This window comes from Nonomuraea phyllanthi (genome assembly GCF_006334985.2).
Taxonomy (GTDB): domain Bacteria; phylum Actinomycetota; class Actinomycetes; order Streptosporangiales; family Streptosporangiaceae; genus Nonomuraea; species Nonomuraea phyllanthi.
Genome location: NZ_VDLX02000017.1, coordinates 182,189 through 207,238, shown reverse-complemented (window position 1 = coordinate 207,238; position 25,050 = coordinate 182,189). Strand labels below are relative to the sequence as shown.

General features: G+C 72.3%; 21 protein-coding genes and 1 pseudogene. 7 read left to right on the top strand and 15 right to left on the bottom strand.

The genetic code is table 11. The annotated features are described in order from the left end of the window. Positions 1-13: 13 nt before the first annotated feature. From FH608_RS37295 to FH608_RS37265, 7 genes are read right to left on the bottom strand one after another with little or no spacing between them, the layout of a single operon-like run. Positions 14-1,006 carry an Lrp/AsnC family transcriptional regulator gene (locus FH608_RS37295; protein WP_193318840.1) on the bottom strand — a complete coding sequence of 331 codons (993 nt, stop codon included), beginning with the start codon at positions 1,004-1,006 and terminating at the stop codon, positions 14-16. An 18-nt stretch (positions 1,007-1,024) separates the two neighbouring features. Then, the gene (locus tag FH608_RS37290; RefSeq protein ID WP_139635086.1) at positions 1,025-1,876 is read right to left on the bottom strand and encodes an alpha/beta fold hydrolase; all 852 of its coding nucleotides are present in this window, start codon (positions 1,874-1,876) and stop codon (positions 1,025-1,027) included. 11 nt (positions 1,877-1,887) lie between these two features. Continuing rightward, positions 1,888-3,057, bottom strand: coding sequence for a M24 family metallopeptidase (locus tag FH608_RS37285; protein ID WP_139635085.1), 1,170 nt, complete (start codon positions 3,055-3,057; stop codon positions 1,888-1,890). Then, the gene (locus FH608_RS37280) at positions 3,054-3,902 is read right to left on the bottom strand and encodes an ABC transporter permease (RefSeq protein ID WP_139635084.1); all 849 of its coding nucleotides are present in this window, start codon (positions 3,900-3,902) and stop codon (positions 3,054-3,056) included. Before FH608_RS37280 ends, FH608_RS37285 begins: the two co-directional genes overlap by 4 nt. Then, entirely contained in the window at positions 3,899-4,849 is a 951-nt protein-coding gene (locus tag FH608_RS37275) for an ABC transporter permease (protein ID WP_193318839.1), read from the bottom strand. The genes FH608_RS37280 and FH608_RS37275 overlap by 4 nt, the downstream gene beginning before the upstream one ends. Before the next feature lie 5 nt (positions 4,850-4,854). Beyond that, the gene (locus tag FH608_RS37270; protein WP_139635083.1) at positions 4,855-6,420 is read right to left on the bottom strand and encodes an ABC transporter substrate-binding protein; all 1,566 of its coding nucleotides are present in this window, start codon (positions 6,418-6,420) and stop codon (positions 4,855-4,857) included. Continuing rightward, positions 6,420-7,628, bottom strand: a complete 1,209-nt coding sequence (locus FH608_RS37265) for a dipeptidase (RefSeq protein ID WP_139635082.1) — start codon at positions 7,626-7,628, stop codon at positions 6,420-6,422. The genes FH608_RS37270 and FH608_RS37265 overlap by 1 nt, the downstream gene beginning before the upstream one ends. Before the next feature lie 133 nt (positions 7,629-7,761). Here FH608_RS37265 and FH608_RS37260 point away from each other — a divergent pair, with 133 nt between their 5' ends. From FH608_RS37260 to FH608_RS37240, 5 genes are all read left to right on the top strand, one after another. Further along, complete coding sequence (locus FH608_RS37260) at positions 7,762-8,757, top strand: ABC transporter ATP-binding protein (protein WP_226900238.1); 996 nt, start codon at positions 7,762-7,764, stop codon at positions 8,755-8,757. Then, a complete protein-coding gene (locus FH608_RS37255) occupies positions 8,741-9,712 on the top strand; it encodes an ABC transporter ATP-binding protein (RefSeq protein ID WP_139635081.1) in 972 nt (323 codons plus the stop codon). The genes FH608_RS37260 and FH608_RS37255 overlap by 17 nt, the downstream gene beginning before the upstream one ends. 156 nt (positions 9,713-9,868) lie before the next feature. After that, complete coding sequence (locus tag FH608_RS37250) at positions 9,869-10,513, top strand: biliverdin-producing heme oxygenase (protein WP_139635080.1); 645 nt, start codon at positions 9,869-9,871, stop codon at positions 10,511-10,513. Positions 10,514-10,558: 45 nt separating this feature from the next. Continuing rightward, entirely contained in the window at positions 10,559-11,164 is a 606-nt protein-coding gene (locus FH608_RS37245) for a TetR/AcrR family transcriptional regulator (protein WP_139635079.1), read from the top strand. Then, positions 11,161-12,555, top strand: a complete 1,395-nt coding sequence (locus tag FH608_RS37240) for an MFS transporter (RefSeq protein WP_139635078.1) — start codon at positions 11,161-11,163, stop codon at positions 12,553-12,555. Before FH608_RS37245 ends, FH608_RS37240 begins: the two co-directional genes overlap by 4 nt. 27 nt (positions 12,556-12,582) lie before the next feature. On the opposite strand, the gene FH608_RS37235 is transcribed toward FH608_RS37240, so the two are convergent. Further along, on the bottom strand, positions 12,583-13,812 hold the full coding sequence (locus tag FH608_RS37235; protein ID WP_139635077.1) for a cytochrome P450: 1,230 nt from the start codon (positions 13,810-13,812) through the stop codon (positions 12,583-12,585). A 120-nt stretch (positions 13,813-13,932) separates the two neighbouring features. Between FH608_RS37235 and FH608_RS37230 the strand changes: the two genes are divergently transcribed. Then, positions 13,933-15,315, top strand: coding sequence for an FG-GAP and VCBS repeat-containing protein (locus FH608_RS37230; RefSeq protein ID WP_139635076.1), 1,383 nt, complete (start codon positions 13,933-13,935; stop codon positions 15,313-15,315). Positions 15,316-15,387: 72 nt separating this feature from the next. Here FH608_RS37230 and FH608_RS37225 read toward each other — a convergent pair whose 3' ends face one another. The 6 genes and pseudogenes from FH608_RS37225 to FH608_RS37200 all read right to left on the bottom strand — a co-directional run bounded on the left by FH608_RS37225 (position 15,388) and on the right by FH608_RS37200 (position 21,408). Further along, positions 15,388-16,926, bottom strand: coding sequence for a sensor histidine kinase (locus tag FH608_RS37225; protein ID WP_139635075.1), 1,539 nt, complete (start codon positions 16,924-16,926; stop codon positions 15,388-15,390). An 8-nt stretch (positions 16,927-16,934) separates the two neighbouring features. Then, the gene (locus tag FH608_RS37220) at positions 16,935-17,627 is read right to left on the bottom strand and encodes a response regulator transcription factor (protein WP_139635074.1); all 693 of its coding nucleotides are present in this window, start codon (positions 17,625-17,627) and stop codon (positions 16,935-16,937) included. Next, positions 17,624-18,169 (bottom strand): hypothetical protein, encoded by a 546-nt coding sequence (locus tag FH608_RS37215; protein WP_139635073.1) that lies wholly within the window; start codon positions 18,167-18,169, stop codon positions 17,624-17,626. Before FH608_RS37215 ends, FH608_RS37220 begins: the two co-directional genes overlap by 4 nt. 10 nt (positions 18,170-18,179) lie before the next feature. Continuing rightward, positions 18,180-19,427, bottom strand: a complete 1,248-nt coding sequence (locus FH608_RS37210; RefSeq protein ID WP_139635072.1) for an ABC transporter permease — start codon at positions 19,425-19,427, stop codon at positions 18,180-18,182. A gap of 161 nt (positions 19,428-19,588) precedes the next feature. Further along, positions 19,589-20,302: pseudogene (locus tag FH608_RS37205) on the bottom strand (ABC transporter ATP-binding protein); the annotation flags it as partial. Next, entirely contained in the window at positions 20,299-21,408 is a 1,110-nt protein-coding gene (locus tag FH608_RS37200; RefSeq protein WP_139635070.1) for an efflux RND transporter periplasmic adaptor subunit, read from the bottom strand. The pseudogene FH608_RS37205 and the gene FH608_RS37200, both read right to left, overlap by 4 nt. A gap of 176 nt (positions 21,409-21,584) precedes the next feature. Here FH608_RS37200 and FH608_RS37195 point away from each other — a divergent pair, with 176 nt between their 5' ends. After that, positions 21,585-23,240, top strand: coding sequence for an efflux RND transporter periplasmic adaptor subunit (locus tag FH608_RS37195; protein ID WP_139635069.1), 1,656 nt, complete (start codon positions 21,585-21,587; stop codon positions 23,238-23,240). 217 nt (positions 23,241-23,457) lie between these two features. Here FH608_RS37195 and FH608_RS37190 read toward each other — a convergent pair whose 3' ends face one another. After that, positions 23,458-24,999, bottom strand: coding sequence for an alkaline phosphatase D family protein (locus tag FH608_RS37190; protein ID WP_139635068.1), 1,542 nt, complete (start codon positions 24,997-24,999; stop codon positions 23,458-23,460). Positions 25,000-25,050: the final 51 nt, after the last annotated feature.

Below are 25,050 nucleotides of genomic sequence, written 5' to 3'. Positions count from 1 at the left end.
GCGATGCGGGCGGTCAGGTGGCCAGGGCGGCGGCGATGCGGGACTCCGCCCACGGCACCATGAGGAAGCCGCGCTTGACCGTCAGCAGCTGCACCCCCGCCGTCCACGACTGCACGCCCGGCACGGACGCCAGCGTGCGCGAGGTGAAGTGGTGGATGTCGGCGGTCGTCGGCATGATCACCTCGCACCACAGCGACGCCTGCCCCAGCACCGAGGCGATCATCCGCACGCCCCGCTCCTTCGACAGGCGCTCGGCCACGCTGTCCTGCGTGCTCGGCTCCACCGACAGCCAGAACATGATCTCGGCCTCGTAGCCGAGCGCGGCGGCCGGGATGAAGGTGGCCACCGTCGCGCATCCGCGCTCCAGCATGGCCTCCAGCCGCCGCCTGGCCGTGCTCTCGCTGATGCCGAGGCGGCGGCCGACCGACTGGAAGCTGGCGCGCCCGTCCTCCCGCATGGCGGCGAGCACCTCGCGGTCGACGTCGTCGAGGTGCGCCCGCTCGCAGGTGTGGACGGGCCGGCGCAGCGCGAACGCCGGCGCGCCCTCCCCCAGCAGCGGCGCGCTCCAGTCGTAGCTGACCTTGTACGTGTGCAGCACCAGGTCGGCGTTGCTCTGCTGGGCGCCGGGGATGGCGTGCGTGAACTCGACCAGCATCGCGTACAGGTCGCGGTGCTTGGGCGCGACCAGTTCGAACACGATGTCGTAGCCACCGGTGATGATGCCGACGTACCGGATGTCGGGGTTGCGGGCGAGCAGCCCGGCGACCCTGAGCTGGCTGCCCGGCGCGCAGGTCAGCCGCACGGCGAACACGTGCACGGGCCCGTCGTGCTCCAGGTGCGGCAGCACCGCGACCCGGGCGAGCCCCGCAGCGAACAGGTGCTGGGCCCGCCGCGCCACCGTGGTGGTGGAGATGCCGAGCAGTTGCGCGATGTCGGTCCAGCTGGCCCGGCCGTTGGCGTGGAGCGCGGCGAGGATCCGGCGGTCCAGGTCGTCGAGATCATCCATCGGGGGCATCATCGCGCGTCAGTGTCGATCCCGCACCCCGCGCAGCGCCGTGCCGAGGAAGTCGCGGACGGCCGACTCCCACGCCTCGGCCTCCTCCACCTGCGGCGAGTGCCCCGACTTCTCGAAAACCCGCAGCTCGGCGCCCGGTACGAGACCGGCGATGGTCTCGCTGCACGACACCGGCGTGATCCAATCGTGACGCCCGACGGTCACGAGCGTCGGGGCGGTGATCGACGGCAGGAGGTGCTTGATGTCGTAGTTCGGCTGGTTGACGGCGAACGCGTAGTTGTGCGTCTCGTAGTGGTACGGCGTGGCGGCCACCCGCTGCTCGACCTTGGCCGGGTCGTAGTCGTGGTCGTAGAGCGGCAGGATCTCCCGCCAGCAGTCGCGCAGGTCGGCGTCGTCGCGCACGGTGCCCGACATGATGCGGTCCAGCTTGGCGGGGTCGACGCGCACCCGGGAGGAGGCGGCGGCGTTGCGTACGGCCAGCTCCTGGTTGGCGTTGTCGGCCGAGGTGTCGCGCAGCACGACCGCGCTGACGCGGGAGGGGTGGCGGGCGGCGTACTCCATGGCGATGAAGCCGCCGTACGAGCCGCCCGCGATCACGACGCGCTCGGCGCCGAGCCAGGCGCGCAGGGCCTCGACGTCGGCGACCCACTGCTCGTGGGTGAACGGGCCGGTCAGGCCGCTGGCGCCGGATCCCCTGGCGTCGAAGACGACCACCCGGTACGTGTCCGCGAGCCGCCCGAAGCTGGCCTTGGGCTCGGCGAGCGAGCCGAGCCCCGGCGCGCCGTGGTGGGCGATGACGGTCTCCTCGCCGTCGCCGAGGATCTCGACGTTGAGCCGGGTGCCGTTGATGTCGACGAACACTGGTGTCCCTTCTAGATGATGACGTCGGTCAGCTCACGCGGGTAGGCCGTGAGCCGGCGCGGCCCCGACTCGGTGACCAGCACCGTGTCGGAGATGCGGTAGCCGGCGTGGCCCGGCACGTAGACGCCGGGCTCGCTGGAGAGGATCATGCCGGGGGCCAGCTCGGTGGCGTCGCCGTCCGACAGCCAGGGCGGCTCGTGGAAGCCGAGCCCGATGCCGTGGCCCTGGCGGTGGCGGATGTGCTCGCCGAGGCCGGCCTCCTCGATGACGGCCAGGCAGCGGCGGTTGGCCTCCTCGCAGGTGACGCCCGCGACCAGCGCGGCGGTGCCGGTCTCCTGCGCCTCGCGGACCGCCTCGTACAGGCGGGCCTGCCGCGCGGTGGGCTCGCCGATGACGAACGTGCGCTCGCTCTCGACGAACCTGCCGCCGACCGCGCAGCCGAGCGAGAGCATGAACGTCTCGCCCCTGCGCAGCCGGTCGCCGCCGGGCAGCCGGTGCGGCTGGGCGGAGTTGGGGCCGCCGTAGACGAGGCCGCCGGTCAGCATGGGCACCACGACGACGTCCTCGTGCTTGGCGTACATGAGGCGGGAGCCGTGGGAGATGACGTGGGCGGCCAGCTCGGTCTCGGCGGGCAGCTCACCGCCGGCTTCGAGCGCCGCCCTGACCAGCTCGACGCCGGCCTCGATCATGGCGTCGGCGATGCGGGCGGCCTCCTCGTGCAGCGCGATCTCCTCGGGCTGCTTGCGCAGCCGTACCCGGCCGACGGCGTCCGAGCAGGTCCAGCGGGTGGCGGGGAACGCCTCGGCGAGCGCGCGGGCGCGGCCGACGCCGGTGGAGGGCGCGTACGCGGCGGTCTCGGGGGTGCGCACGTGCCCGGCGAGCACCGCGAACGGCGACCTGACGCCGGGGAACTCGGGGTAGGCGAGGATCTCGGCGCGGGCCCGCTGGTCCCCGGCGTACTCGCGTTCCAGGTCGGGCACGAGCAGCACCGGAGAGCCGTCGATCGGCAGCCAGCAGGCGACCGGGCGCTCGTTCGGGAAGTGGTGGAAGCCGGTGAGGTAGGCGACGTCGAGCGGGTCGTCGAGCAGCAGCGCGGCCAGGCCCTCGGCGGCCATCTCCGCGCGCACCCGGTCGAGCGCGCCGGTGTAGAAGGCGTCGGGGAGCCGCTGGGAGAAGGTCATGTGTCGCTCCTGTGATTGCGGGCGTCGTTGTAGGCCACCGAGAGCAGGGTCGTGGACAGGACCAGCAGCAGAATGGCCACGGACGGGAAGAGGGTGGTCCACCAGGAGGAGGCGAGCGAGCCCGACTGCTGCGCCTTGTGCAGGATCGTCCCCCACGACCAGCTGTTGGGGTCGCCCAGGCCCAGGAAGGACAGCCCGGCCTCGGCCAGCACGGCGCGGGAGGTGGTCAGCACGACGGACACGCCGACGACGGGGACGACGCCGGGCAGCAGGTGCTTGCGCACGATCCACAGCGACGAGCCGCCGACGACCTTGGCCGCCGACACGAACGGCATGGGCACGATCGCCAGCGCCTGCGAGCGCACCACGCGGGCCACCTCGGGCCAGCTGAACAGCGCGATCACGACGGCCAGCGTGCGCACGCTGGGCCCGGCCAGCGCCGCCACCAGGATCATCAGCGGCAGCACGGGCAGCGACAGCGACAGGTCCACCAGGACGCCGAGCGGCGTGTCGAGGCGGCGGAAGTAGGCGGCGCTGACGCCGATGAGCAGCCCGATCACGATGGCCAGCACGGACGCGCTGACGCCGACCGCCATGCTGACCCTGGTGCCCCAGACGACCTGGGCGAACACGTCCTGCCCGATGTCGTCGGTGCCGAACCAGTGCGCGCCGGAGGGCGGCTGCAGGGTGTCGGCGCCGTACCCCTCGGGGAAGGGCGCGATCAGCGGGGCGCAGACGGCGACCAGCGCCAGCAGGAGCAGCACGGCGCCGCTGACCATGCCGAGCGGGTTGCGGCGGAAGGCGGACCAGGTCCGCTGTCTCGGGGTGAGGTCGGCCACGGTCATGTGCGCACCCGGGGGTCGAGGATTCCGTACGCCACGTCGGTGATCAGGTTGGCCACCACGACGGCGGCGGCCAGCAGCACGAACGCGCCCTGCAGGACCGGGAAGTCGAGCTGGCCGACCGCCTCGTAGATGGCCCGGCCGATGCCCGGGTAGGCGTAGATCGTCTCGGTCAGCACGGCGCCGCCGACCAGGGTGCCGAGCTGCAGCCCGGCGATCGTGGTGGTCGGCAGCAGCGCGTTGCGCAGGGCGTGCTTCCACACGACCGTGCCGGGGCGCACGCCCTTGGCCTTGGCGAGGGAGACGTAGTCCTCGCCGAGGGCGTCGATGAGCGTGGTCCGCATCGTCAGCACGTAGCCGCCGAGCTGGATGAGCACCAGCGACAGGCAGGGCAGCACCAGGTGGTGCAGCATGCTGAGGGTGGCGCCGAAGCCGGTGGCGTCCAGGTCCACCGCGCCGCCGATGGGGAACCAGCCGAGCCAGACGCCCAGGAGGTACATGAGGAAGACGCCCACGCTCGGCACGAACAGGGACTGGGCCGTGACGCCGGTGAGCTGGATCACCCGGTCGACCCAGCCCTTGGCCCTGGTGGCGGCGAGCACGCCGAGCGGGATGCCCAGCACGATCGTCACCACCATGGCCGAGATCGTCAGGATCAGCGTCCACGGCAGCCGCTCCATCAGCACGGTCGTCACGGGGACGGACTGCCTGAAGGACATGCCGAGGTTGCCGTGCAGGAGCTGCCCGAGGTAGTCGAGGTATTGCACGCCGAGCGGCCGGTCCAGGCCGAAGTCGGCCAGCAGCTTCTGGCGCAGTTCCTCGGTCATGTTCGGATCGGCCACGGCCAGCACCGGGTCGCCCGGCAGCAGGCGGACCAGGAAGAACGTCACCGTGACCGCGAACCACAGGGTGAGCAGGCCGCGGGCCAGCCGGAGGCCGATGAACCGCATGGCGATCAGCCCGCCGGCTTGGCCGCGGCCAGGGACAGCGGGTTCAGGATGGACAGCAGCTCGCTCGGCATCGGCTTGAACCCGGTCCACGTGGCGGAGTGCGCGATGTTGAACGTCTCCACGTACAGGACGTTGTCGTAGACCTGGTCGTGGATGATCCTGGCGGCCTCCTGGATCGGCGCCTTGGCCTCGGCGGGGCTGAGCGCCCGCTGCGCCTGGTCGATCAGCTTGTCCAGCTTGGGGTCACTGACCTGGGCGTAGTTGATGAACCCGCCGGTCTTGAACGCCAGCCCGAGGTTGGCGGGCGGGTTGTCCATGACGGCCCACGAGCCGGCGTAGATGTCGAAGTCCCGTTTCTGGGTCTTGTCCAGGTACGTGTTGCGCTCCAGCCCCTGCAGCTTGATCGTGATCCCGGCCTTCTTCGCCGCGTCGCGGACCATGGGGGCCCAGCGGGCGATGTTCGGGTCGGCCTGGTCGTAGATCATGTTCAGGCTCAGGCCGGAGACTCCTGCCTGGGCCAGGAGCTGCTTGGACAGCTCGGGGTCGAAGGTGTACTCCTTCGACGACGGGTCCACGTAGTCGGGCTGCGACGGGGTGAGGACGCTGGAGTTGGAGGACTTGGCGAAGCCCTTGAGCGCGATGTTCCTGATGGCCTCGTAGTCCACGGCGTGGGCCAGGGCCTGGCGCACGCGCACGTCGTCCAGCGGCTTGTGCTTGGTGTTGTACTGCAGGTGCGCCCAGCCGAGCGACGGCACCTGCTGCAGCTTGATCTTCGGGTCGTTCTTCAGCTCGCTCGCGGTGGCGGGCGGCAGCACGTTGCCGATCATGTCGATCTCGCCGTTGCGCAGCGCGAGGACCTCGGTGTTCACGTCGGGGAAGACGCGGAAGACGACCTCCTTGACGGCCGGCTTGCCCGGGCCGAAGTCGTCGACGCGCTCCATGATGTAGCGCTGGCCGCGCTCGACCTTGGTCAGCTTGAACGGCCCGGCGCTCACCCAGTCGGAGTCGTTGGCGAACTTCTGCACGCTGGGCGCCTTCTCGAACACGTGCTTCGGCACGATCGGCAGCCAGAAGCCGACGTTGTCGAGGAACGTCCCGTCCGGGCGGGACAGCGCGAACTTCACCTCGGTCGGCGAGACCGCCTCGGCCTTGTCCAGCGCGGTGATGAGCCCGGCCACCACGCCGAACTTCTCCTTCTGCACCGCGGTCACCGAGAAGACGACGTCGTCGGCCGTCACCGGCTTGCCGTCGGACCAGGTCATGTCGTCGCGCAGCTTGACCGTGGCCGACTTTCCGTCCTCGGCGTACGACCACTCGGTCGCGAGGTACGGGATGCGCTTGCCCGTCTCGTCCATCTGGGTCAGGTGGGGGTACATGAGGCTGGTGACCCACGAGTCGGTGCGGCTGTTGCCGACCAGCGGGTTGTAGTTGACCACGTCGGCGGTGGTGCCGATGGTCAGCCGGTCGGTGCTCGCGGCCGGCTGCGAGGAGCCGCCCGTGGACGTGCCGGGCACGCTGGGGGCGCAGGCCGTCAGCGCGGCGAGGGCGAGCAGTGCGAGGGCGCGTCTCATCAGATCCAGACCTCCTCCAGGACGCGCATGACGTTCCCGCCGACGACCTTGGTGATCTCGTCGTCGGAGTAGCCGTGCGTGACCAGCCAGGCGATGATGTTCCAGAAGCACTCGGCGGGGTTCTCCAGGCCGTCCACGTACGGGACCTTCTCGTAGGTCAGGCCCGCGTGCGCCTCCTTGATGGACAGGTGCTCGGCGAACGTGTCGTGCAGCCCCACGTGGTCGCCGAAGAGCGTGTCGGGCCCGAAGGCCACGTGGTCGATGCCGACCAGGTCCACACAGTACGTGAAGTGGTCCATCACCGACTCCAGGCTGTGGCGCGGGTGGTCGGGCGAGAGCGTCGTGTGCGGGGCCGCCTCCAGGCCGATCACGCCGCCGCGCTCGGCCGCGGCCTTGATGACCGAGTCCGGCTTCATGCGGTTCGTGGGCCAGACGGACCTGGCGCCGGCGTGGGTGATGAGGATCGGCTTGTCCGAGTGGCGGATCGTGTCGAGCGAGGTCTGGTCGCCGGAGTGGGAGACGTCGATGGCGATGCCCAGCTTGTTCATGCGGCGCACGGCCTTCTCGCCGAACAGCGTCAGGCCGCCGTCGCCGCGCTCCTTCAGGCCGCTGCCCAGGGTGTTGGCCTCGCTGTAGGCGATGCCCATCTGCCGCACGCCGAAGCCGTACAGCATGTCGATCCTGTCGACCTCGTTCTCGATCATGGTGGCCGCCTCCAGGGCGAGCACCAGCCCCATGCGGCCGCTGGCGTGCGCCTCGCGCACGTCGGCCAGGCGCTCGACCTTGATGAGGAAGTCCTGGTGCGCGATGTCCGACAGGCGCATGCCGATGTCGGCGACCACGTCGCTCCACTTCCATCCGGCCTGGCTGGTGACGCAGCAGGTGCCGTCCATGAGGTTGTCGAAGACGACGGTCATGCCGGAGCGGGCCAGGCCCTCGTACCCGGTGTGGTGGCGGGCGGTGCGGTTGTAGTCGACGGTCTGGCTGATGTCGTCGGGGAAGATCGACGGGTGGTCGTGCAGCGAGACGACCAGGCTGTCGGTGAGCAGCCGGCGTACGCGCGCCGCCTGCTCGCCGGTGAGCTCGGGCCCCTGGTACGCCGGAACCCTGCCGAGCTCGGGCGCCAGCTCGAACTGCCGGTAATCGACGCCGGCCTCCAGGTACTCGTACGAACGGTACCCCTTGTAGCTCTTCGCAGCTTCCAGCACGTGTGTGTCCCCTCTCGTCTCTTTGCCGGTGAAGCTTGCCAGAATCGGGCATAAGAGGCAATATCTGAGTTGCTTTCCGGCACAGTTAACGTCAGTCACGGGAACTTTCGGCACAGTCAGGGAGGAGGCGCTGGTGAGTGAGCCACCGGTCCTGGAGATCCGGGACCTGCGCGTCACGTTCACCGCGCACGGGCGGGAGATTCCGGCGGTACGCGGGGTGGACCTGACCATCGAGCGCGGCCAGACGCTCGCGCTGCTCGGCGAGTCAGGCTCGGGCAAGTCCGTCACCGCCAAGGCCGTCATGGGCCTGCTCGACCAGCCGAACGCCGACGTGCGCTGCGCCACGGCCAGGCTCGGCGGCCGCGACCTGCTCGCCATGTCGGAGGAGGAGCGCCGGGCGCTGCGCGGCAGCGAGATGACCCTGGTCTTCCAGGACGCCCTGTCGGCCCTCAACCCGGTGCTCAGCATCGGGCACCAGATCGGGGAGCTGTACCGGGTGCACCGCGGCCTGTCGCGCAAGGAGGCCAGGGCGCGCTCGATCGAGATGCTCTCGCTGGTCGGCATCCCGGCGGCGGACAAGCGCATCGACGACTACCCGCACCAGTTCTCCGGCGGGATGCGCCAGCGCATCCTGGTCGCCATGGCGGTGGCGCTCGAACCCGACCTGATCATCGCCGACGAGCCGACGACCGCGCTCGACGTGACCGTGCAGGCGCAGATCCTGGAGCTCATCGACCGGCTGCGGCGCGAGCTGGGCACGGCCGTGCTGCTGATCACCCACGACCTGGGGGTGGCGGCCGAGGTCAGCGACCGGGTGGCGGTCATGTACGCGGGGCGGATCGTGGAGAGCGGGGAGGTCGCGGAGCTGTACGAGCGGCCCGGCCACCCGTACACGGAGGCGCTGCTCGCGGCCATCCCCGACCTGGACAGCCCCGCCTCGTCGCTGCGCGCCATCCCCGGCGCGCCGCCGAACCCCGCGTCCGTGCCGCCCGGCTGCTCGTTCGCGCCGCGCTGCGAGCGGGCGAGCGAGCTCTGCACGACCACGCGTCCCGCGCTCCTGGAGATCGGCTCCGGCCGGTACGCCGCCTGCCACCACTCGGAGGAGATGCTCGATGGCGCCCTCGCCTGACCCGGTCCTGCGCGCGTCGGGGCTGCACAAGACCTACCGCGGCGGGATGCTCTCCCGGGGCGGCGCCGTCCGCGCGGTCGCGGGCGTCGACCTGGAACTGCGCGCCGGGGAGACCCTGGGCATCGTTGGCGAGTCCGGCTGCGGTAAGTCCACGCTGGCCAGGATGCTCGTCGGCCTGGAGCGCCCCGACCAGGGCGAGGTCACCTTCCGGGGCCGGCCGTTCTTCACCCGGGGCGGCGTGCCGCGCGACATCCGCCGCCGCGTCCAGATGGTCTTCCAGGACCCGCTCACGTCGCTCAACCCCCGGATGACCGTGCACGACATCGTGGCCGAGCCGCTGCGGGTGCACCGGCTCTCGCCGAACGCCCGCGCCATGCGCGAGCGGGTCGGGGAGCTGCTGACCCTGGTGGGCCTGTCCCCCGACCGGATGGGCCGCTTCCCGTACGAGTTCTCCGGCGGGCAGCGCCAGCGCATCGGCATCGCCCGCGCCCTGGCCACCGAACCGGACGTGATCGTCTGCGACGAGCCGGTGTCCGCGCTGGACATGTCGGTGCAGGCTCAGGTGGTCAACCTCTTCGCCGAGCTGCAGCGCGAGCTCGGGGTGGCGCTGGTGTTCATCGCCCACGACCTGGCCGTGGTCCGGCACGTCTCGCACCGCGTGGGCGTGATGTACCTCGGGCGGCTGGCGGAGCTGGGTCCGGCGGCCGAGGTGTACGGGGCGCCCGCGCATCCGTACACGATGGCGCTGCTGTCGGCGGCGCCCGTGCCCAAGCCGGGGCTGCGCGGCCGCTCGCGCATCATGCTGGCCGGCGACCCGCCGAGCCCGGTCGCGCCGCCGCCGGGCTGCCGCTTCCACACCCGCTGCTGGAAGGCCACCGACCGGTGCGGCGAGGTGGAGCCCGCGCTGGAGGCGGTCGGGGAGCACTTCGCCGCCTGCCACTACGCCACGCGGTGACCTGCTCACGGTGACCTGCCTATGGTGACCTGGGGTTTTCCGGGTACGAGTGAGGGAAGGCAGGTTTTGATGACATGGTGTCGTCATCAGCTTGACGCCGTACGCCGATGTTTGTGACACTTCGTCATGAAATATCCGCACGAGCTGAGGTAGGCCGTGACCACGCCGTTCTCCGAAACCCTGAGGAACGCCACCTGGGCCGACCACGAGGCCGCCGAGTCCGAGAGCTATCTCGCGGAGCTCATGGCCGGCCGGTTGAGCGAGCACGGCTATGGCGAGATGGTGGCCCAGCACTACTTCGCGTACGTCGCCCTCGACGGGGTCTCGCGCGAGCTGGCCGGGCATCCGGTGGCCGGCCGCTTCGTCTTCCCCGAGCTGTACCGGGAGCGGGCGCTGGAGCGGGACCTCGCGACCGTCTACGGCCCCGGCTGGCGGGGCAGGATCGCGCCGTCCAAGGCCACCCGCACGCTGGTGGCGCGCATCCAGCAGGTGGCCGACTGGCCGGGCGGCTACATCGCCCACCACTACACGCGCTACCTGGGCGACCTGTCGGGCGGGCAGTTCATCCGGATGGAGCTGCAGAAGATCTACGGCTACGCCAAGGGCGGGGGCGTCGACTTCTACATCTTCGATGAGCTGGGCAGCCTGCCCCGGTTCAAGGAGGAGTACCGCTCGCGGCTGGACGAGCTGGAGCTGGACGAGCGGGAGCGGCGGCGGATCGTGCGCGAGGTCAAGCTGGCGTACCAGCTCAACACCGAAGTGCTGGCCGAGCTGCTCCACACCGTCAGAGCCGCCGCCTGACCCCCGAACGCGGGCGAGCCGCCCGAAACGCCTTACGATGAGCGTATGCCCCGGATCTCCGCCGCCACCATTGGCGAGCATCGAGCGCAGACGCGCGACCGCATCCTCCAGGCCGTCTCGCGCCTGTCGAGGGTGCAGGGCATCGACGCCATCTCGATGACGGACGTGGCCGGCGAGGCGGGCATCACCAGGACCGTCCTCTACAACTACTTCCCCGACAAGGCGTCCCTGCTGCTGGCCTTCACCGAGCGGGTGACCCACTACTTCATCGACAGCTACGAGCGGGAGCTGCCCGAGGGCGCCTCGCCGGCCGACCGGCTGCGCGCGTTCGTGCGGCTGCAGCTGACCGGCCTGCTCGCCCATCCCCACCCCGGGGCCGCCGACCTCGGCGCCGCGCTCGGCCCTGACGCCTACCAGCAGCTGGCCGAGCACGTCGCGCCCATGCAGCGCGTCCTGGTGGAGATCCTCGAGAGCGGCGTCGCGTCGGGCGACTTCCGGGTGCTCGACGTGCAGGCCACCGCCCGCATGGTGCTGGCCGTGGTCGGCGCCGAGCGGGTGCCGCTGATCAGCGGCGACGTGACGGTGGAGCGGGCCGCCGAGCTGGTGTCGGAGTTCGTGCTGCGGGCCCTGGGCGGCGAAAGCCGCTCGTGAGCGTACCTTCCAACGGTTACGTCCAGCTCGACTCGGCCCGCGGCCGCTGGATCCTGGCCGCCACCGTGCTCGGCTCCGGGATGGCGCTGCTCGACAGCACCGTCGTCAACGTCGCCCTGCCCTTCCTCGGCAGGGAGCTGCACGCGGGCGTGGACGGCCTGCAGTGGACGGTCAACGCCTACACGCTCACCCTGGCGGGCCTGATCCTGCTGGGCGGGTCGCTGGGCGACCGCTACGGGCGGCGCCGCCTCTTCGTCATCGGCACCGTGTGGTTCGCCATCGCCTCCGCGCTGTGCGGCCTGTCGCCGGGCATCGAGTTCCTGGTGGGCGCGCGGGCGCTGCAGGGCATCGGCGGGGCGCTGCTCACGCCGGGCTCCCTGGCGATCATCCAGGCGTCGTTCGTGCGCCACGACCGGCCGCGCGCGGTCGGCGTGTGGTCGGGGCTCGGCGGGGTGGCCAGCGCGATCGGGCCGCTGCTGGGCGGGTGGATGGTGCAGTCGGCCGGGTGGCGCTGGGCCTTCCTGATCAACGTGCCGTTCGCGCTGCTCGTCGTGCTCGTCGCGGTCCGGCACGTGCCCGAGAGCAGGGACGAGGCGGCGGCCGGGCGGTTCGACGTGCTCGGGTCGGTGCTGGCGGCGCTGGCGCTGGCCGGGATCACGTACGGGCTGACCCAGGGGGGCGCGCCGGTGCCGCTCGTCGTGGGCCTGCTGCTGGGGGCGGCGTTCGTGGTGACCGAGGTCCGCCGGTCGCCGGACGCGCTGGTGCCGGTGGGGCTCTTCCGCGTAGGCGTGTTCACGGCCGTGAACGTGGTGACACTGATCATGTACGCCGCCATGGGCGTGGTGTTCTTCCTGCTCGTGGTCCAGCTCCAGGTGGTCTCCGGCTTCGGCCCGATCGCGGCGGGGCTGGCGATGCTGCCGACGACGATCCTCATGCTGCTGCTGTCGGCCAGGGCCGGCGAGATGGCCAAACGCTACGGTCCCCGCTGGCCGATGACCGGCGGCATCCTGGTCGCGGGCTGCGGGTTCCTCGCGATGAGCACGATCGGCCCCGGCGCCTCCTACCCGTTCCAGGTGCTCCCCGCGGTGACGGTCTTCGGCCTGGGCCTGTCGGCGGCGGTCGCGCCCCTCACCGCGACCGTGCTGGCCACGGCCGACGAGAGGTACGCCGGCACGGCCAGCGGCATCAACAACGCCGTGGCCCGCACCGGCAGCCTGCTGGCGGTCGCCGCGGTGCCGCCCCTGGTGGGGCTGGTGGGGGACGCCTTCCAGGACCCGCCGGTGTTCGACGCCGGGTTCCGGGCGGCGATGCTGATCAGCGCGGCGATGATGGTGGTGTCGGCGCTGATCACGGTTCTCACCATCAGGTCGAACGTCCTGGCCGCCGACTGACCCTGCCCGAACCCCTGACGTGCCGCGTCAGAAGGTGAAGGGCTGGCTGCGGACGCTGTTGTCGAAGTTCGACAGCAGCAGCTCCGGCTCGCCGACCGACCGGATGCCCGGCAGCCGCGTCAGCAGCTCGCGGAACATCGTGCGCATCTCCTGCCTGGCCAGGTTGGCGCCGAGGCAGAAGTGCGGGCCCGGGCCGCCGAAGCCGACGTGGGGCTTGGTGTCGCGGGTGATGTCGAAGGTGTCGGCGTCGGGGAAGACCGACTCGTCGCGGTTGGCCGAGCCGTAGAAGAGCACGACCTTGTCACCCTTCTTCAGCTCCAGCCCGCGCAGGGAGTAGTCCTCGGTGACGGTGCGCCTGAACTGCATGATCGGCGAGACGTAGCGCACCATCTCCTCGATCGCGCCGTTGATGCGCGTGTCGAAGTCGCCGGTCAGCAGCTCACGCTGCGCCGGGTTGTCGGTGAGCAGTTTGATGCCGTGGGCCATCGTGTTGCGGGCCGTCTCGTTGCCCGCGACCAGCAGCAGCGCGAAGAACGAGCCGAGCTCCTTGTCGGTCAGCTTCTCGCCGTCGGGGTTGGCGTTGACCAGCAGGGACACCAGGTCGCCCTTGGGGTCGGCGACGCGCTCGTGGCCGAGCTTGATGACCATGCGCTGCAGGGCGAGCAGGGCCAGCATGTTCTGGCCGGCCATCTGGACGCTGCGGGCCAGGCTGGGCCGCACGCCGGTGTAGGCGGTCGAGATGTCGACGTGCTGGTGCACCTTGGCCCGGAGCTCCTGCGGGATGTCGAGCATGTCGCAGATGACGTGGATGGGCAGCCGGGCGGCCACCTGGGTCACGAAGTCGCGCGGGCCGTCCTTGACGACGTCGTCGACGATGCGGGCGCAGGCGGCCTCGATGTCGCTCTGCAGACCGGCCAGCATCTTCGGGCTGAACGAGCGGGTGACGATCCGGCGCAGGCGGGCGTGGCGCGGGTCGTCCATGTTGACCATCGACTCCCCGAACACCTGCTTCACCCAGCCGGGCGGCTCCGGGTTGGTGACGGCGGGCTCGCTGGAGAACACCTTGGCGTTGCGGCTGGCCTCGACCACGTCCGCGTGGCGCACGAGGGCGTAGAAGCCCTTGCCCGAGCGCAGCAGCGGCACCTTCTTCTCCGGGAAGAACACCGGGTGCTCCAGCTGCCTGAGCCGGGCGAACGCCTCGTTGCGTTCCTTGGGCGGCTTGCGCCAGAAATCCAGGTCGGCGAGATCGATGTCCACGCGCCTATCCTGGCACGTTCCCGCGGCGCCGTGGATCGCCAGGCGATGTGCATCCGGCCCTCCGAGGCCGTTCTCGCGCCGTTCAGGCATGGTTCGACCTGGACGGACATGACTTTCGGTATGAAGCTGCTGCTCGCCGCCTGTCTGGTTCTTCCCCTCATTTCCGGTACGGCTCCCGTCGCGGCCCGGTCGTGCGGCGGGCACCCGCTCGACTTCGACGGCGACGGGCGGCCCGACCTCGCCGTGGCCGCCCCCTACGACAACGCGAGGGCGGGTTCGGTGACGGTGATGTACGGGTCCGGGGAGAAGGCGAAGCTCACCCAGGAGGGGGCGGAGCCGGGCGACTCGTTCGGGTCGGCGCTGGCCGTGGGGGACTTCGACGGCGACGGGTGCTCCGACCTGGCCGTGGGGGTGTCGGAGGAGTTCGCGGGCGAGCGGGTGCCCGGCGCGGACGGCAACGGGGTCGTCCAGATCTTCCACGGGTCCCCCGACGGACTGGCCGCGGGCGAGGAACTGGCACCGGCCAGGCCGTCCAGCGACCGGTTCGGGGCGTCGCTGGCCGCCGGGGACCTCGACGGCGACGGCCGCGACGAGCTGGTCGTGGGCTCGCCGAGCCACCGGTCGGGCGGGGCGGTCACCGTCTACTGGATGAAGGGCCGCGAGCCGTACCGGATGACGCAGAAGACGCCGTGGGTGCGGCAGACGGCGCACGTGACCGACCAGTGGGGCGCCGTGCTGGCGACCGGGGACTTCGACGGGGACGGCGACGACGACCTGGCGGTCGGCGCACCCGCCGACAGCGTCCGCTTCGACGGCCAGGGGTCGGTCACCGTGATCGACGTACGGGGGAGGCGGGCGCGGCTGCTCACCCAGAGCAGCACCGGTGTCAAAGGCGCCTCCGAGAAGTGGGACGCGTTCGGTGCCGCGCTCGCCACCGGCGACTTCGACGGGGACGGGCGCGCGGACCTGGCGATCGGGGTGCCGGGCGAGGGGCTGAGCGCGAACCAGCGGGCCATGGACTACGGCGACGGCACCGTCGACGTGCTGTACGGCTCACGCGGCGGGCTGACGACCCACGGGAGCGAGGCGTGGTCGCAGAACACGCTGAAGGGCGTGCCCCGCTACTACGACCGGTTCGGGGTGTCGCTGGCGGCCGGCGACCTCAACGGGGACGGCCATGACGACCTGGCGATCGGCGTGCCCGGCGAGAAGGCGGTCCAGGTGCTGGCCGGGCGGGCGTCCGGCGGGCTGACCCGCGCGGGGAACCTCCTGGTCAAGGGGCAGGGCCGCGACTTCGGCGCGGCCCTGGCCGCGCTGCCCGTGACCGTGAGCGGGCGGCACCGGCCGCTGGGCAGGCGGGAGACCCTGTACGGGCTGGTGGTGGCGGCGCCCGACCAGGGGCTCGTGATGTACGCGCCCGGCTCCCGCAGGCGAGGGCTCAGGCTGGGCGAGATGCGCCGGCTCGGCCAGGGCGCCGGCCTCTACGGCTACGCCCTCGGCTGAGGGCGGGCGGTGCCGAGGATCCGGCGATCACTCAAGGGCGGTCACGACGGTCCGGCGGCCAATCAGGGGCGGTCACGACGGTCCGGCGGCCGGGCCGGGGCGGTCACGACGGTCCGGCGGCCGGGCCGGGGCGGCCGGGAGGATCACCCGGAACAGCGCTCCCTTGCCCGGCGAGCCCTCCGCCGTCACGATGCCGCCGTGCGCCTCCACCAGCGTGGCCGCGATCGAGAGCCCGAGCCCCGACCCGCCCGCGCTCCTGGCCGGGTCCGCCCGGTAGAACCGCTCGAACACCCGCTCGGCCACGTCCGGAGGGAAGCCGGGCCCCTCGTCGGCCACCTCCACCACGGCCCGGTCGCCGTCCACGCCGACCCGCACCTGGAAGGGCGTGCCGGGCGGCGTGTGGGTGAGGGCGTTCGTGACGAGGTTGTTGAGCACCTGGCCGAGCCGCGGCTCGTCGCCGGTCACGATCACGTCGCCCTCGTCCCCGAACAGCCGCACCAGCTCGATCCCGCGGTCCGGCGCCAGCGTCTGGGCGTCGATCACGGCGGTGGCGGCGAGGCTGAGCAGGTCGACGGGCCGCCTGGCCAGCTCCCGCCGCTGGTCGAGCCGGGCCAGCAGCAGCATGTCCTCCACGAGCAGCCCCATGCGCGCCGCCTGCCCCTCGATGCGGCTCAGCAGCCGCACGGCCTCGGCCAGGTCCTTCTCCTCCCCCAGCCGGTACAGCTCCGCGAACCCCCTGATCGAGGTCAGCGGCGTGCGCAGCTCGTGCGAGGCGTCGGCCATGAACCGGCGCATCACCTCCTCCGAGCGCCTGGCCGCCGTGGCGGACCGGCGGGCCGACTCGGCCGCCTCCTCGCGCTCGCGCACCGCCGACTCGATCCGCGCGAGCATCGTGTTGAGCGAGCGGCCGAGCTTGCCCACCTCGGTGGTGCCCGCCCAGAGCGGCACGCGCCGTGACAGGTCGCCGCCCGCGATGTCCTTGGCCGTACGCGAGATCTCGCGGAGCGGGCGCAGGCTGCGGCGGACCAGCCAGTAGCAGGCGAAGCCGAGCACCACGAGCGTCCCTCCGCCGCCGACCCCCACGATGAGCACGAGCTGGGAGACCGTGGCGTCCACGTCGCCCAGGTTGACGGCGATCACCCGGCTGTCGCCGCCGCGGCCCGGCACCGCCACGACCCGCCAGCTCGGCCCCCCGGCGGCGCGCGACTCGACGGTGAACGGCCGGCCGCGCAGACCGGCGACCGTGGCCTGGTCGAGCCGGGGCAGCGCCGGCATGTGGTCCTCCGTCGACTCGCTGATCGTCCTGACCGGCATGCCGGAGGAGTCGAGGATCACCGCGTAGAACAGGCCGAAGAAGCGCTGCGGGCGCGTGCCCGGGCGGGGCTGCTCGATGGGCGGGGGTGGCTCGCGGGCCGGGCGGCCGGCCGCGACCAGCTGCTGGTCCACGCGCTCGACGAGGTAGCCGCGCAGCAGCCGCACCGCGAACAGGCCGGTGATGGTGATGGCGAGGGTGACCAGCAGCAGCGTGGCCGAGACCAGGCGCAGCCACAGCGGGGTCCTGGCCACGTACTTGCGCAGCCGCGCGGCCCGGCCCGTCCCGCCGGGGCTCATACGCGCGCTCATATACGGGGCGGGCGCAGGATGTAGCCGACGCCGCGCAGCGTGTGCAGGTACTTGTGCTCCCCCGTGTCCACCTTCCGCCGCAGGTAGGAGACGTACGACTCGACCAGGCCGACGTCGGTGCGCCAGTCGCCGTTCCACACGTTGTCGAGGATCTGTGTCTTCGACAGCACCCGGCCCACGTTGAGCATGAAGTAGCGCAGCAGCCTGAACTCCGTCGGCGACAGCCTCACAGGGACGCCGTCGCGCCACACCTCGTGGCTCTCCTCGTCCAGTTCCAGGTCGGCCACCCGCAGCCGGTTGGGCGGCGGCGCGCCGCGCCGGGTCCTGCGCAGCACCGCCCGGATCCGGGCGATCACCTCCTCCAGGCTGAACGGCTTGGTCACGTAGTCCTCGCCCAGCCCCAGCCCGGCGATCCGGTCCTCCGGCGTGTCCTTGGCGGTCACGAACAGCACCGGGACCCGGCGGCCGCGGGACCGCAGCCTGCCCGCGACCGCCAGGCCGTCCAGGTCGGGCAGCATGACGTCGAGCATCACCAGGTCCGGCGAGCTCTCCTCGGCCACCCGCAGCGCCTCCATGCCGTCGGCCGCCGTCAGCACCTCGAACCCGGCCATGCGCAGGCTCGCCGAGAACAGCTCCCTGATGTTGGGCTCGTCGTCGACCACCAGCAGCCTGGCCTCGGGCTCGTTCATCGCGGGCCGCCTCCCCGCACTCCCTGGGCCCCCTCGGTGATCGAGGTGGCCGTCACCGAGCCTTCGCCGTCCCGCTGCCCGCGCACCACGACCGTGCTGCCGCTCTTGAGGTCGGACACCTTGCCGGTCGTGGAGATCTGGACGGTGGTCCGGTCGTCGGTGGTGACCGTGACGGTGGAGCCGTCCATGGTCTTGACGTAGACCTTGCCGCCCTCCACCTTCTCGACGGTGCCCACGGTGCCGCCGCCCATCCGCTGGCCGCCCATCCGCTGGCCGGTGCCGTTGCCGGACCCGGGTGGCTGGCCTGAGGCGGCGCGCTGCTGCCCGTACCCGCCCGCGGGTCCCTGCTGCCGGCCCCCGGCGGCGGACGGCGTGGCCGGCGAGCCGAACCAGCTCCGCGCCTGGATGCCGATGAGGACGCCCGCCACCAGGACGACGCCGGCGGCCAGCGCCAGCGTGAGCTTCGACGGCCCCTTGACGGGCTGCACGGCGAGCTCCTCCCGGAGGTCGTCGGGGTACGGGGAGGAGTCGAGCTGGGCCATGGCAATCTCCTTACTCGTGGCGCAAGGCCTGGATGGGCCTCAGCTTGGCCGCCCTGTTGGCGGGATAACTGCCGAAGAACAGGCCGATGCCCACCGACACGCCCAGCGCCAGCGCCACCGACGACGGCACCAGGACCGGTTCGATGCCGGCGACGGTGAACCTGGTCCCGATGAACGCCACCAGCACCCCGGACAGCCCCCCGACCAGGCTCAGCAACGTGGCCTCCAGCAGGAACTGGCCCAGGATCGCGCTCCTGGGCGCGCCGATCGCCTTGCGGATGCCGATCTCGCGGGTGCGCTCCGTGACGGTCACCAGCATGATGTTGGTGATGCCGATGCCGCCCACCAGCAGCGAGATCGCGGCCACGGCGCCCAGCAGCACGGTGAAGGTGCCGGTCGCCTGGCTGACGGTCTCCTGCAGGGTGGCCTGGTTGAGTATGCGGTAGTCGGGGTTGTCGTTCGTGATGCCGTGTCGTTGGTTGAGGATAGCCGTCACCTCCGACTGGGCCGCCGTCGTGGCCTCCGCCCCGGTCGCCTGCACGACGATCGAGTTGAGCGAGCCGAACCCGCTCAGGCTCTGCTGTACGGCGGGCAGCGGCGCGATGGCCACGTCGTCGGCGTCCTGCATGCCGCTGGACCCGGCCTCCTTGAGCACGCCGACGACCGTGAACGGCACGCCCGACACGCTGACCTGCTTGCCGATCGGGTCGACGGAGCCGAACAGCTCCTCCACGACGGTCCGGCCGAGCACCACGACCTTCCTGGCGGCCAGCACGTCGTCGTTGAAGAAGTACGTGCCCTCGGCGACGGGCTTGTTCACGGCCTCGAAGTAGCTGGGGTAGGTGCCGACGAACTGGGAGATCGTGTGGCTGGCGGCCCCGTACGTGGTGGCCGGGGAGGAGGCGGTCACGACGGGCGAGACGCTCCTGACCGACGGCGCGAGCGTCCTGTCGGTCAGCGCCTTGGCGTCGGCCAGGCTGAGCTGCCTGGCCTGCGTGCGCGGGCCGGTGTTGCCGCCGCGGCCCCCGCCCCGCAGGCCGCCGCCCCCGCCGCCCGAGAACTGCGGGGAGATCGTCAGGGTGTTGGCGCCGAGGCGCTGGATGTTCTTCTGGATGCTCTGCGAGGAGCCCTCACCGACGGCGACCAGCATGATCACGGCGGCCACCCCGATGAGGATGCCGAGCGTGGTCAGCGAGCTGCGCATCTTGTTGGCCAGCAGGCCGCGCAGCGCGAAGCGGAGGATCTCGAACTGGTTCATCGGGCCGCCGCCCCGTCCTCCGCCGAGTCCCGGTTCGCCGGACCCGGTTCCGCCGGCTCCTGTCCTGCCGGGCCCTGGTCCGCCCGGTCCTGGTCCGCCCGGTCCTGGTCCGCCCGGTCCTGGTCCGCCCGGTCCTGGTCCGCCCGGTCGTGGCCGGACAGCCGGGGTGGCGGGCCGTCCACCGGCGCCTGGCGGCGGTCCTCCACGACCGCGCCGTCCACCAGCCTGATCACCCGCTTGGCGCGCGCCGCCACGTCGTTCTCGTGCGTGATGAGCACGATCGTGCGGCCGGACACACTGAGCCGGTCCAGGATCTCCAGGACGTCCTCCGTGGAGGCGGTGTCGAGGTTGCCGGTCGGCTCGTCGGCCAGCAGCAGCGCGGGCGCGGTGACCAGCGCCCTGGCCACGGCCACGCGCTGCTGCTGCCCGCCGGAGAGCTGGTTCGGCTCGTGGTGCACCCGGTCGGTCAGCCCGACCTGCTCCAGCGCCGCCAGCGCCCTCGCGCGCCGCTCGGCCTGGCCGATCCCGCCGTACACGAGCGGCAGCTCGACGTTGGCCAGCGCGCTCATGCGCGGGATCAGGTTGAACGACTGGAAGACGAACCCGACCCGGCGGTTGCGCAGGATCGCCAGCCTGCGCTCGTCCAGCCGGCCCACGTCCGAGCCGTCGATCTCGTACGTGCCGGAGCTCGGCACGTCGAGGCAGCCGAGGATGTTCATGAGCGTGGACTTGCCGGAGCCGGACGCGCCCATGATGGCCACGTAGTCACCGCGCTCGATGTCCAGGTCGACGCCGCGCAGGGCGCGCACCCGGGCATCGCCCTCGCCGTACTCCTTGACCAGGCCCCGCACCCGCAGGACGGGCGGGGCGCTCATCGCCCGCCACCCGGCACCCGGCCGGACCCGCCGCCGGGGAAGCCGCCCCCGCCGCCGAGGCGCAGGTTGCCGCCCGTGCTGCCGGTCGTGGTCGCCGGGGGCACGATCTGGTCGCCCTCGGACACGCCCGACGTGATCTCGGTCAGCGTCGTGCCGCGCACGCCGACCTCGACCGGGGTCCTGGCCTGCCTGCCGTTCCGCAGCACCGTGACGGTCGTCTGGCCGCCGCTGGTGGAGATCGCGGTGGAGGGGACGGTGACGACGTCGTCGGCCCGGCCGACCACGACCTCGACCGTGGCCGTCTGGCCCAGCCGCACCTCGCCGGGGACCTTCGTGAAGGTGACCGTGACCGGGTACTGCACGACGTTGTTGCTGGTGGAGGCGACCGGCTCGATCTGGGTGACCTTGCCCGTCGCGGTCACCCCCGGCAGGGCGTCGAACGTGACGGCGGCCTCCTGACCCTGCTTGAGCTTGCCGACGTCCGACTCGGTGAACGTGCCGACGAGCTGCAGCCTGCCGGTGTCGGCCATCTCGATGAACCCGCCGGAGCCCTGCGCGCCGCCCGAACCCGTACCGCCCGCGCCCTGGCCGGAACCCGAGGACGACCCGGACCCCGAGCCCGAGCCGGAGCTGCCGCCGCCGACCGAGCCGTTGACCGCCGTGATCGTGCCCTTGAACGGCGCCTTCAGCACCGTGCCCGCGACCGTGCGCTGGGCCTCACGGTAGGCGTTGCGGGCCTTGATGTAGGCGGCGTACAGCTGGGCCGTCGAGGTCCCGTCGTCCAGGGCGCTGTCGTACGTGGCCCTGGCCGCCGACAGGCTCTCCTGCGCGGCGTCGTCATCGAGCTCGGCCAGGATGTCGCCCTTGCTCACCTTGTCGCCCGGCTTGACGTAGATCTTCTTCACCGTGCCCGTCGTACCGAACGAGAGCGCTCTGGACCTGGAGCTCGTCACCGCGCCGGACGCGGACACCGAGGCGGTCACGGAGCCGCGGGCCGCGGTCACGGTCCTGACGGCCGTCTCGCCCGCCGCCTCGTCCGCGCCGAGCTGCGAATAGGCGAGCACGGCACCGCCCAGCAGGAGCACCGCGAGCGCTCCGTTGGTCATCAGCGCTCTGCGCCTTGTCGACACCTTCACAGGCGGTGACCCTTGCACACAATGCTGCGGCGCAGCCGCGAGCCACCTGAACGTTCGCTGACAACCGGCGGCGCTCCCCCGGCTGTCAGCGAACTCTCAGCCTCCTCGCAGCCTCCCGCGAACCTGCTCCGCCATGATGGGCCGCCATGAGACCGACTTTCGCGCTGGGCGGGCTCGCCCTCGCCGTGCTCGTGGCCGGGACCGGCCTGGTGCTGGCGGTGCGCGACGACACCCCGCCCACCGTCCAGGTACGGCTCGCCGCCGCACAGCGCGGCCAGGTGACGGCGACGGTGAGCGCGGCGGGCAACACCGTGGACGGCTCGCGCCGTGACCTGGCGTTCGGCTCGTCGGGGACGCTGACCAAGGTGTACGTCAAGGTCGGGACCAAGGTGAAGAAGGGCCAGGTGCTGGCCAGGATCGACGGGCGGGCGGCTCGGGAGGCGTACACGGCGGCCGAGGCCGACCTGGCCGCCGCCGAGGAAGCCCTGGAGGACGCCTCCTCCGCGACGTCCACCACGCCCACGACCTGCGCCCCCGGCGGCAACGGCAGTGCGGCGGGTGGCGTGCTCGGGCCGGTGGCGCCCGCGTCCCCGGACGCGCGCCCGGACGGCACGCGGCGCCCCGCCCAGCACCCCACCCGGCGCCCGGCGACCCCGCATCCCATGCACACGCCCACGCCGACCACCGGCCCCACCGATCCGGGGGCCGAGCCGCAGCCCACGGTGACCGTGACGGCCACAGTCACGGCCACCGTGACGGCCACCGTCACCACGACCGTCACCGCCACGCCCACCACACCTCCCACCGGCGGCCCCACCGGCACCCCCACGGGCGGCCCCACGAACAACCCCACCGGCGGCCCCACCATCGGCCCCAGCACCGGTCCCACGGGAGGCGGCCCTGGTGGCGGGGATCCGGGCGGCGGTGCGGCCGGACAGCCCGGTGGCCGCCCGACCGCGACCGGCGGCACGCCGTCCCGAACCGGCTCCCCCACGCCCACGGGCTCCGGCAGCGCGAGACCGTCGGCGGGCGGCAAGCCCACGGGCGGCGCCAGGCCCTCGGCCCGGCCGAACGGCGGATCCACCGGTGCCGCCCGCCCGTCCACCCAGAACTCCTGCGGCCGGGGCGGAGGCACGGGCGGCCAGGGCGGGATGAGCGAGGACCAGGCCACCGCCAACGTGGACCGCGCCCAGGCGGCACTGGAACAGGCGGCCGACGACGTACGGGCCACCCGGATCGTGGCCCCGGCGGCGGGCACGGTCCTGTCGGTGGCGGGCGCGGGCGGCGACACGGCAGGCACCGGCACGTTCATCAGCCTCGGCAACCTGAACGAGCTGCAGGTGCAGGCCATGGTCACCGAGTCCGACGTGAACCGGCTCAAGCTCGGTCAGAAGGCCCAGGTCACCCTGGCCACGCGGAGCGGGGAGCGCTACCAGGGGACGGTGACGGCCATCGCGCCGACCGCGACGGTGGACGGCCAGCTGGTCCGCTACTCGGTCACGCTCGCGTTCGACGAGCCGCCCGCCGGGCTCATGCTCGGGCAGACCGCCTCGGTGACGATCGCCACGGAGGCGGCCAGGGACGCGATCTACGTACCGGCCGCCGCGGTTCGCAGCAGGTCGGACGGCACACAGGTGGTCACCGTGCGCTCCGGTGGCCGCGACTCCTCGAAGGTGGTGCGCACGGGCGTGCGCGGCGACCAGTACGTACAGGTCACCTCGGGGCTGGACGAGAGCGAGGAGGTGGTCATGTCGGGCGGCACGTCCGGGGAGTTCCCCGAGGCCGGCTGGCCCGGCGCCTGACCATCGCACCAGGACCGGCCCGGTCATTCCTCTCCCTCCGGGCCGCGGGGGCCCGGGGCGGGTGCGGCCCTCCCGGGCCCCACCCGCCCCGGGCGAATGCGTGGGAGAGATGGTTGAGCGAATCCTCAGCGTGCTCCCAGCAAACCTTCAGCCACCGGCCCGCGCCTTCCCGGCCGGCGGCAGGCGTGCGGGCTGCCGGTGGCGCGGCGGCGGGCGTTCAGGCTGGTGGGGCCGCGGTGGACGTTCGGGCGGCCGGGTCCGAGGTGGCGGGGAGGGAGAGGCGGTGGGAGGTCCGGGCGGCGGCGCCGCGCCGTGAGATGTAGTCCAGTGTCCGGAAGTCGACGGAGAGCTCGTCGCGGGTCAGGCGGGCCATCAGGTAGCCCCGCCGCTGGTCGATATAGGAAATATGCGGATTCTCCTGGAGGGCCTCCGCGATCCACGTCCTGTCCCGGTAACCGTCCCCGTCGCTGGCGATCGACGAGGCCACCAGCTCCCTGGCCACCACCGGCGCGTCCGGGTCGTCGAAGTCGGCCTTGAGCTCGGCCAGGTGGTGCATGTGGGCGTCCCCCGTCAGCACCACCGGGTTGGACGTGCCCGCCAGCGCCCCGAGCAGCCGCGTCCGCTCGGCCGCGTACCCGTCCCAGGAGTCCAGGTTCACCTCCCGCCCCGGCCCGACCTTGTAGTCGCGCTGCGCCACCATGATCTGCTGCCCGAGCAGGTTCCAGCGGGTGGGCGAGCCGCGCAGCCCGCGCTCCAGCCAGCGCCACTGGCCGGCCCCGAGCAGGGTGCGGTCGGACGCCAGCCGGTCGTCGCAGCCGGCCCGTACCCCGTCCAGGCACGCCTGGTCGTCGCGGAACTGCCGGGTGTCCAGCAGGTGGAAGCGGGCCAGCGTGCCCCAGGAGACGCGCCGGTTCACCCGCAGCGCCGCGCCCTGAAGGCTGCCGCGGCGCAGCGGCATGTTCTCGTAGTACGCCCTGAACGCCTGCGCCCTGCGCCGCGCGAAGCCGGGCGCGCCCGTGCTGGAGGCGGAGCCGGCCCAGTTGTTCTCCACCTCGTGGTCGTCGAACGCCGCCAGCCACGGCGCCACCCGGTGCGCGGCCTGCAGGTCGGGGTCGCTCTTGTACTGGGCGTGCCGCATCCGATAGTCGGCGAGCGTCCGGCACTTGCCCGGCGTGTGGGTGCGTACGCGACCGGCCAGCGCGGTGTAGCCGCTGGGGCCGTACTCGTACATGTAGTCCCCGAGGAAGACCACCAGGTCGGGCTCCTGCTCGGCCAGGCGGCGGTAGGCCGTGTAGTAGCCGTGCTCGTAGTGCGCGCACGCCGCGACCGCGAACCTGAGCGGCGTCTCCCCGGCGGGCGTCGTCCTGGTACGGCCGGCGGGTGAGAGGCGCCCCTCACTCCTGAACCGGTAGAAGTAGTCGCGCCCCGGCTCCAGCCCGTCCAGCTCGACGTGCACGCTGTGGGCGTCGCGCGCCCTGGCGGTGGCCGTACCGGAGCGGACGATCGCGGCGAAGCGCTCGTCGGAGGAGACCTGCCAGTCCACGTCGACGTCGCGGGCGGGCATGCCGCCGCGGCCGTCGCCGCCCAGCGGGTCGACGGCCAGCCGGGTCCACAGGACGAAGCCGCCGGTCGAGGGGTCGCCGGAGGCCACGCCCAGGGTGAACGGGTCGGATCTGAGGGTTCTGGCCGCCGCCGGGACGGCCGGCCGAGGGAGGAGGATTCCGGCTGTCGCCGCTGTCAGGAAGGCTCTGCGGTCCACGGCCTCAGGTATGTCCGCCCGCGCTGACCCGGCCGTGACAGCCGGGTCAAG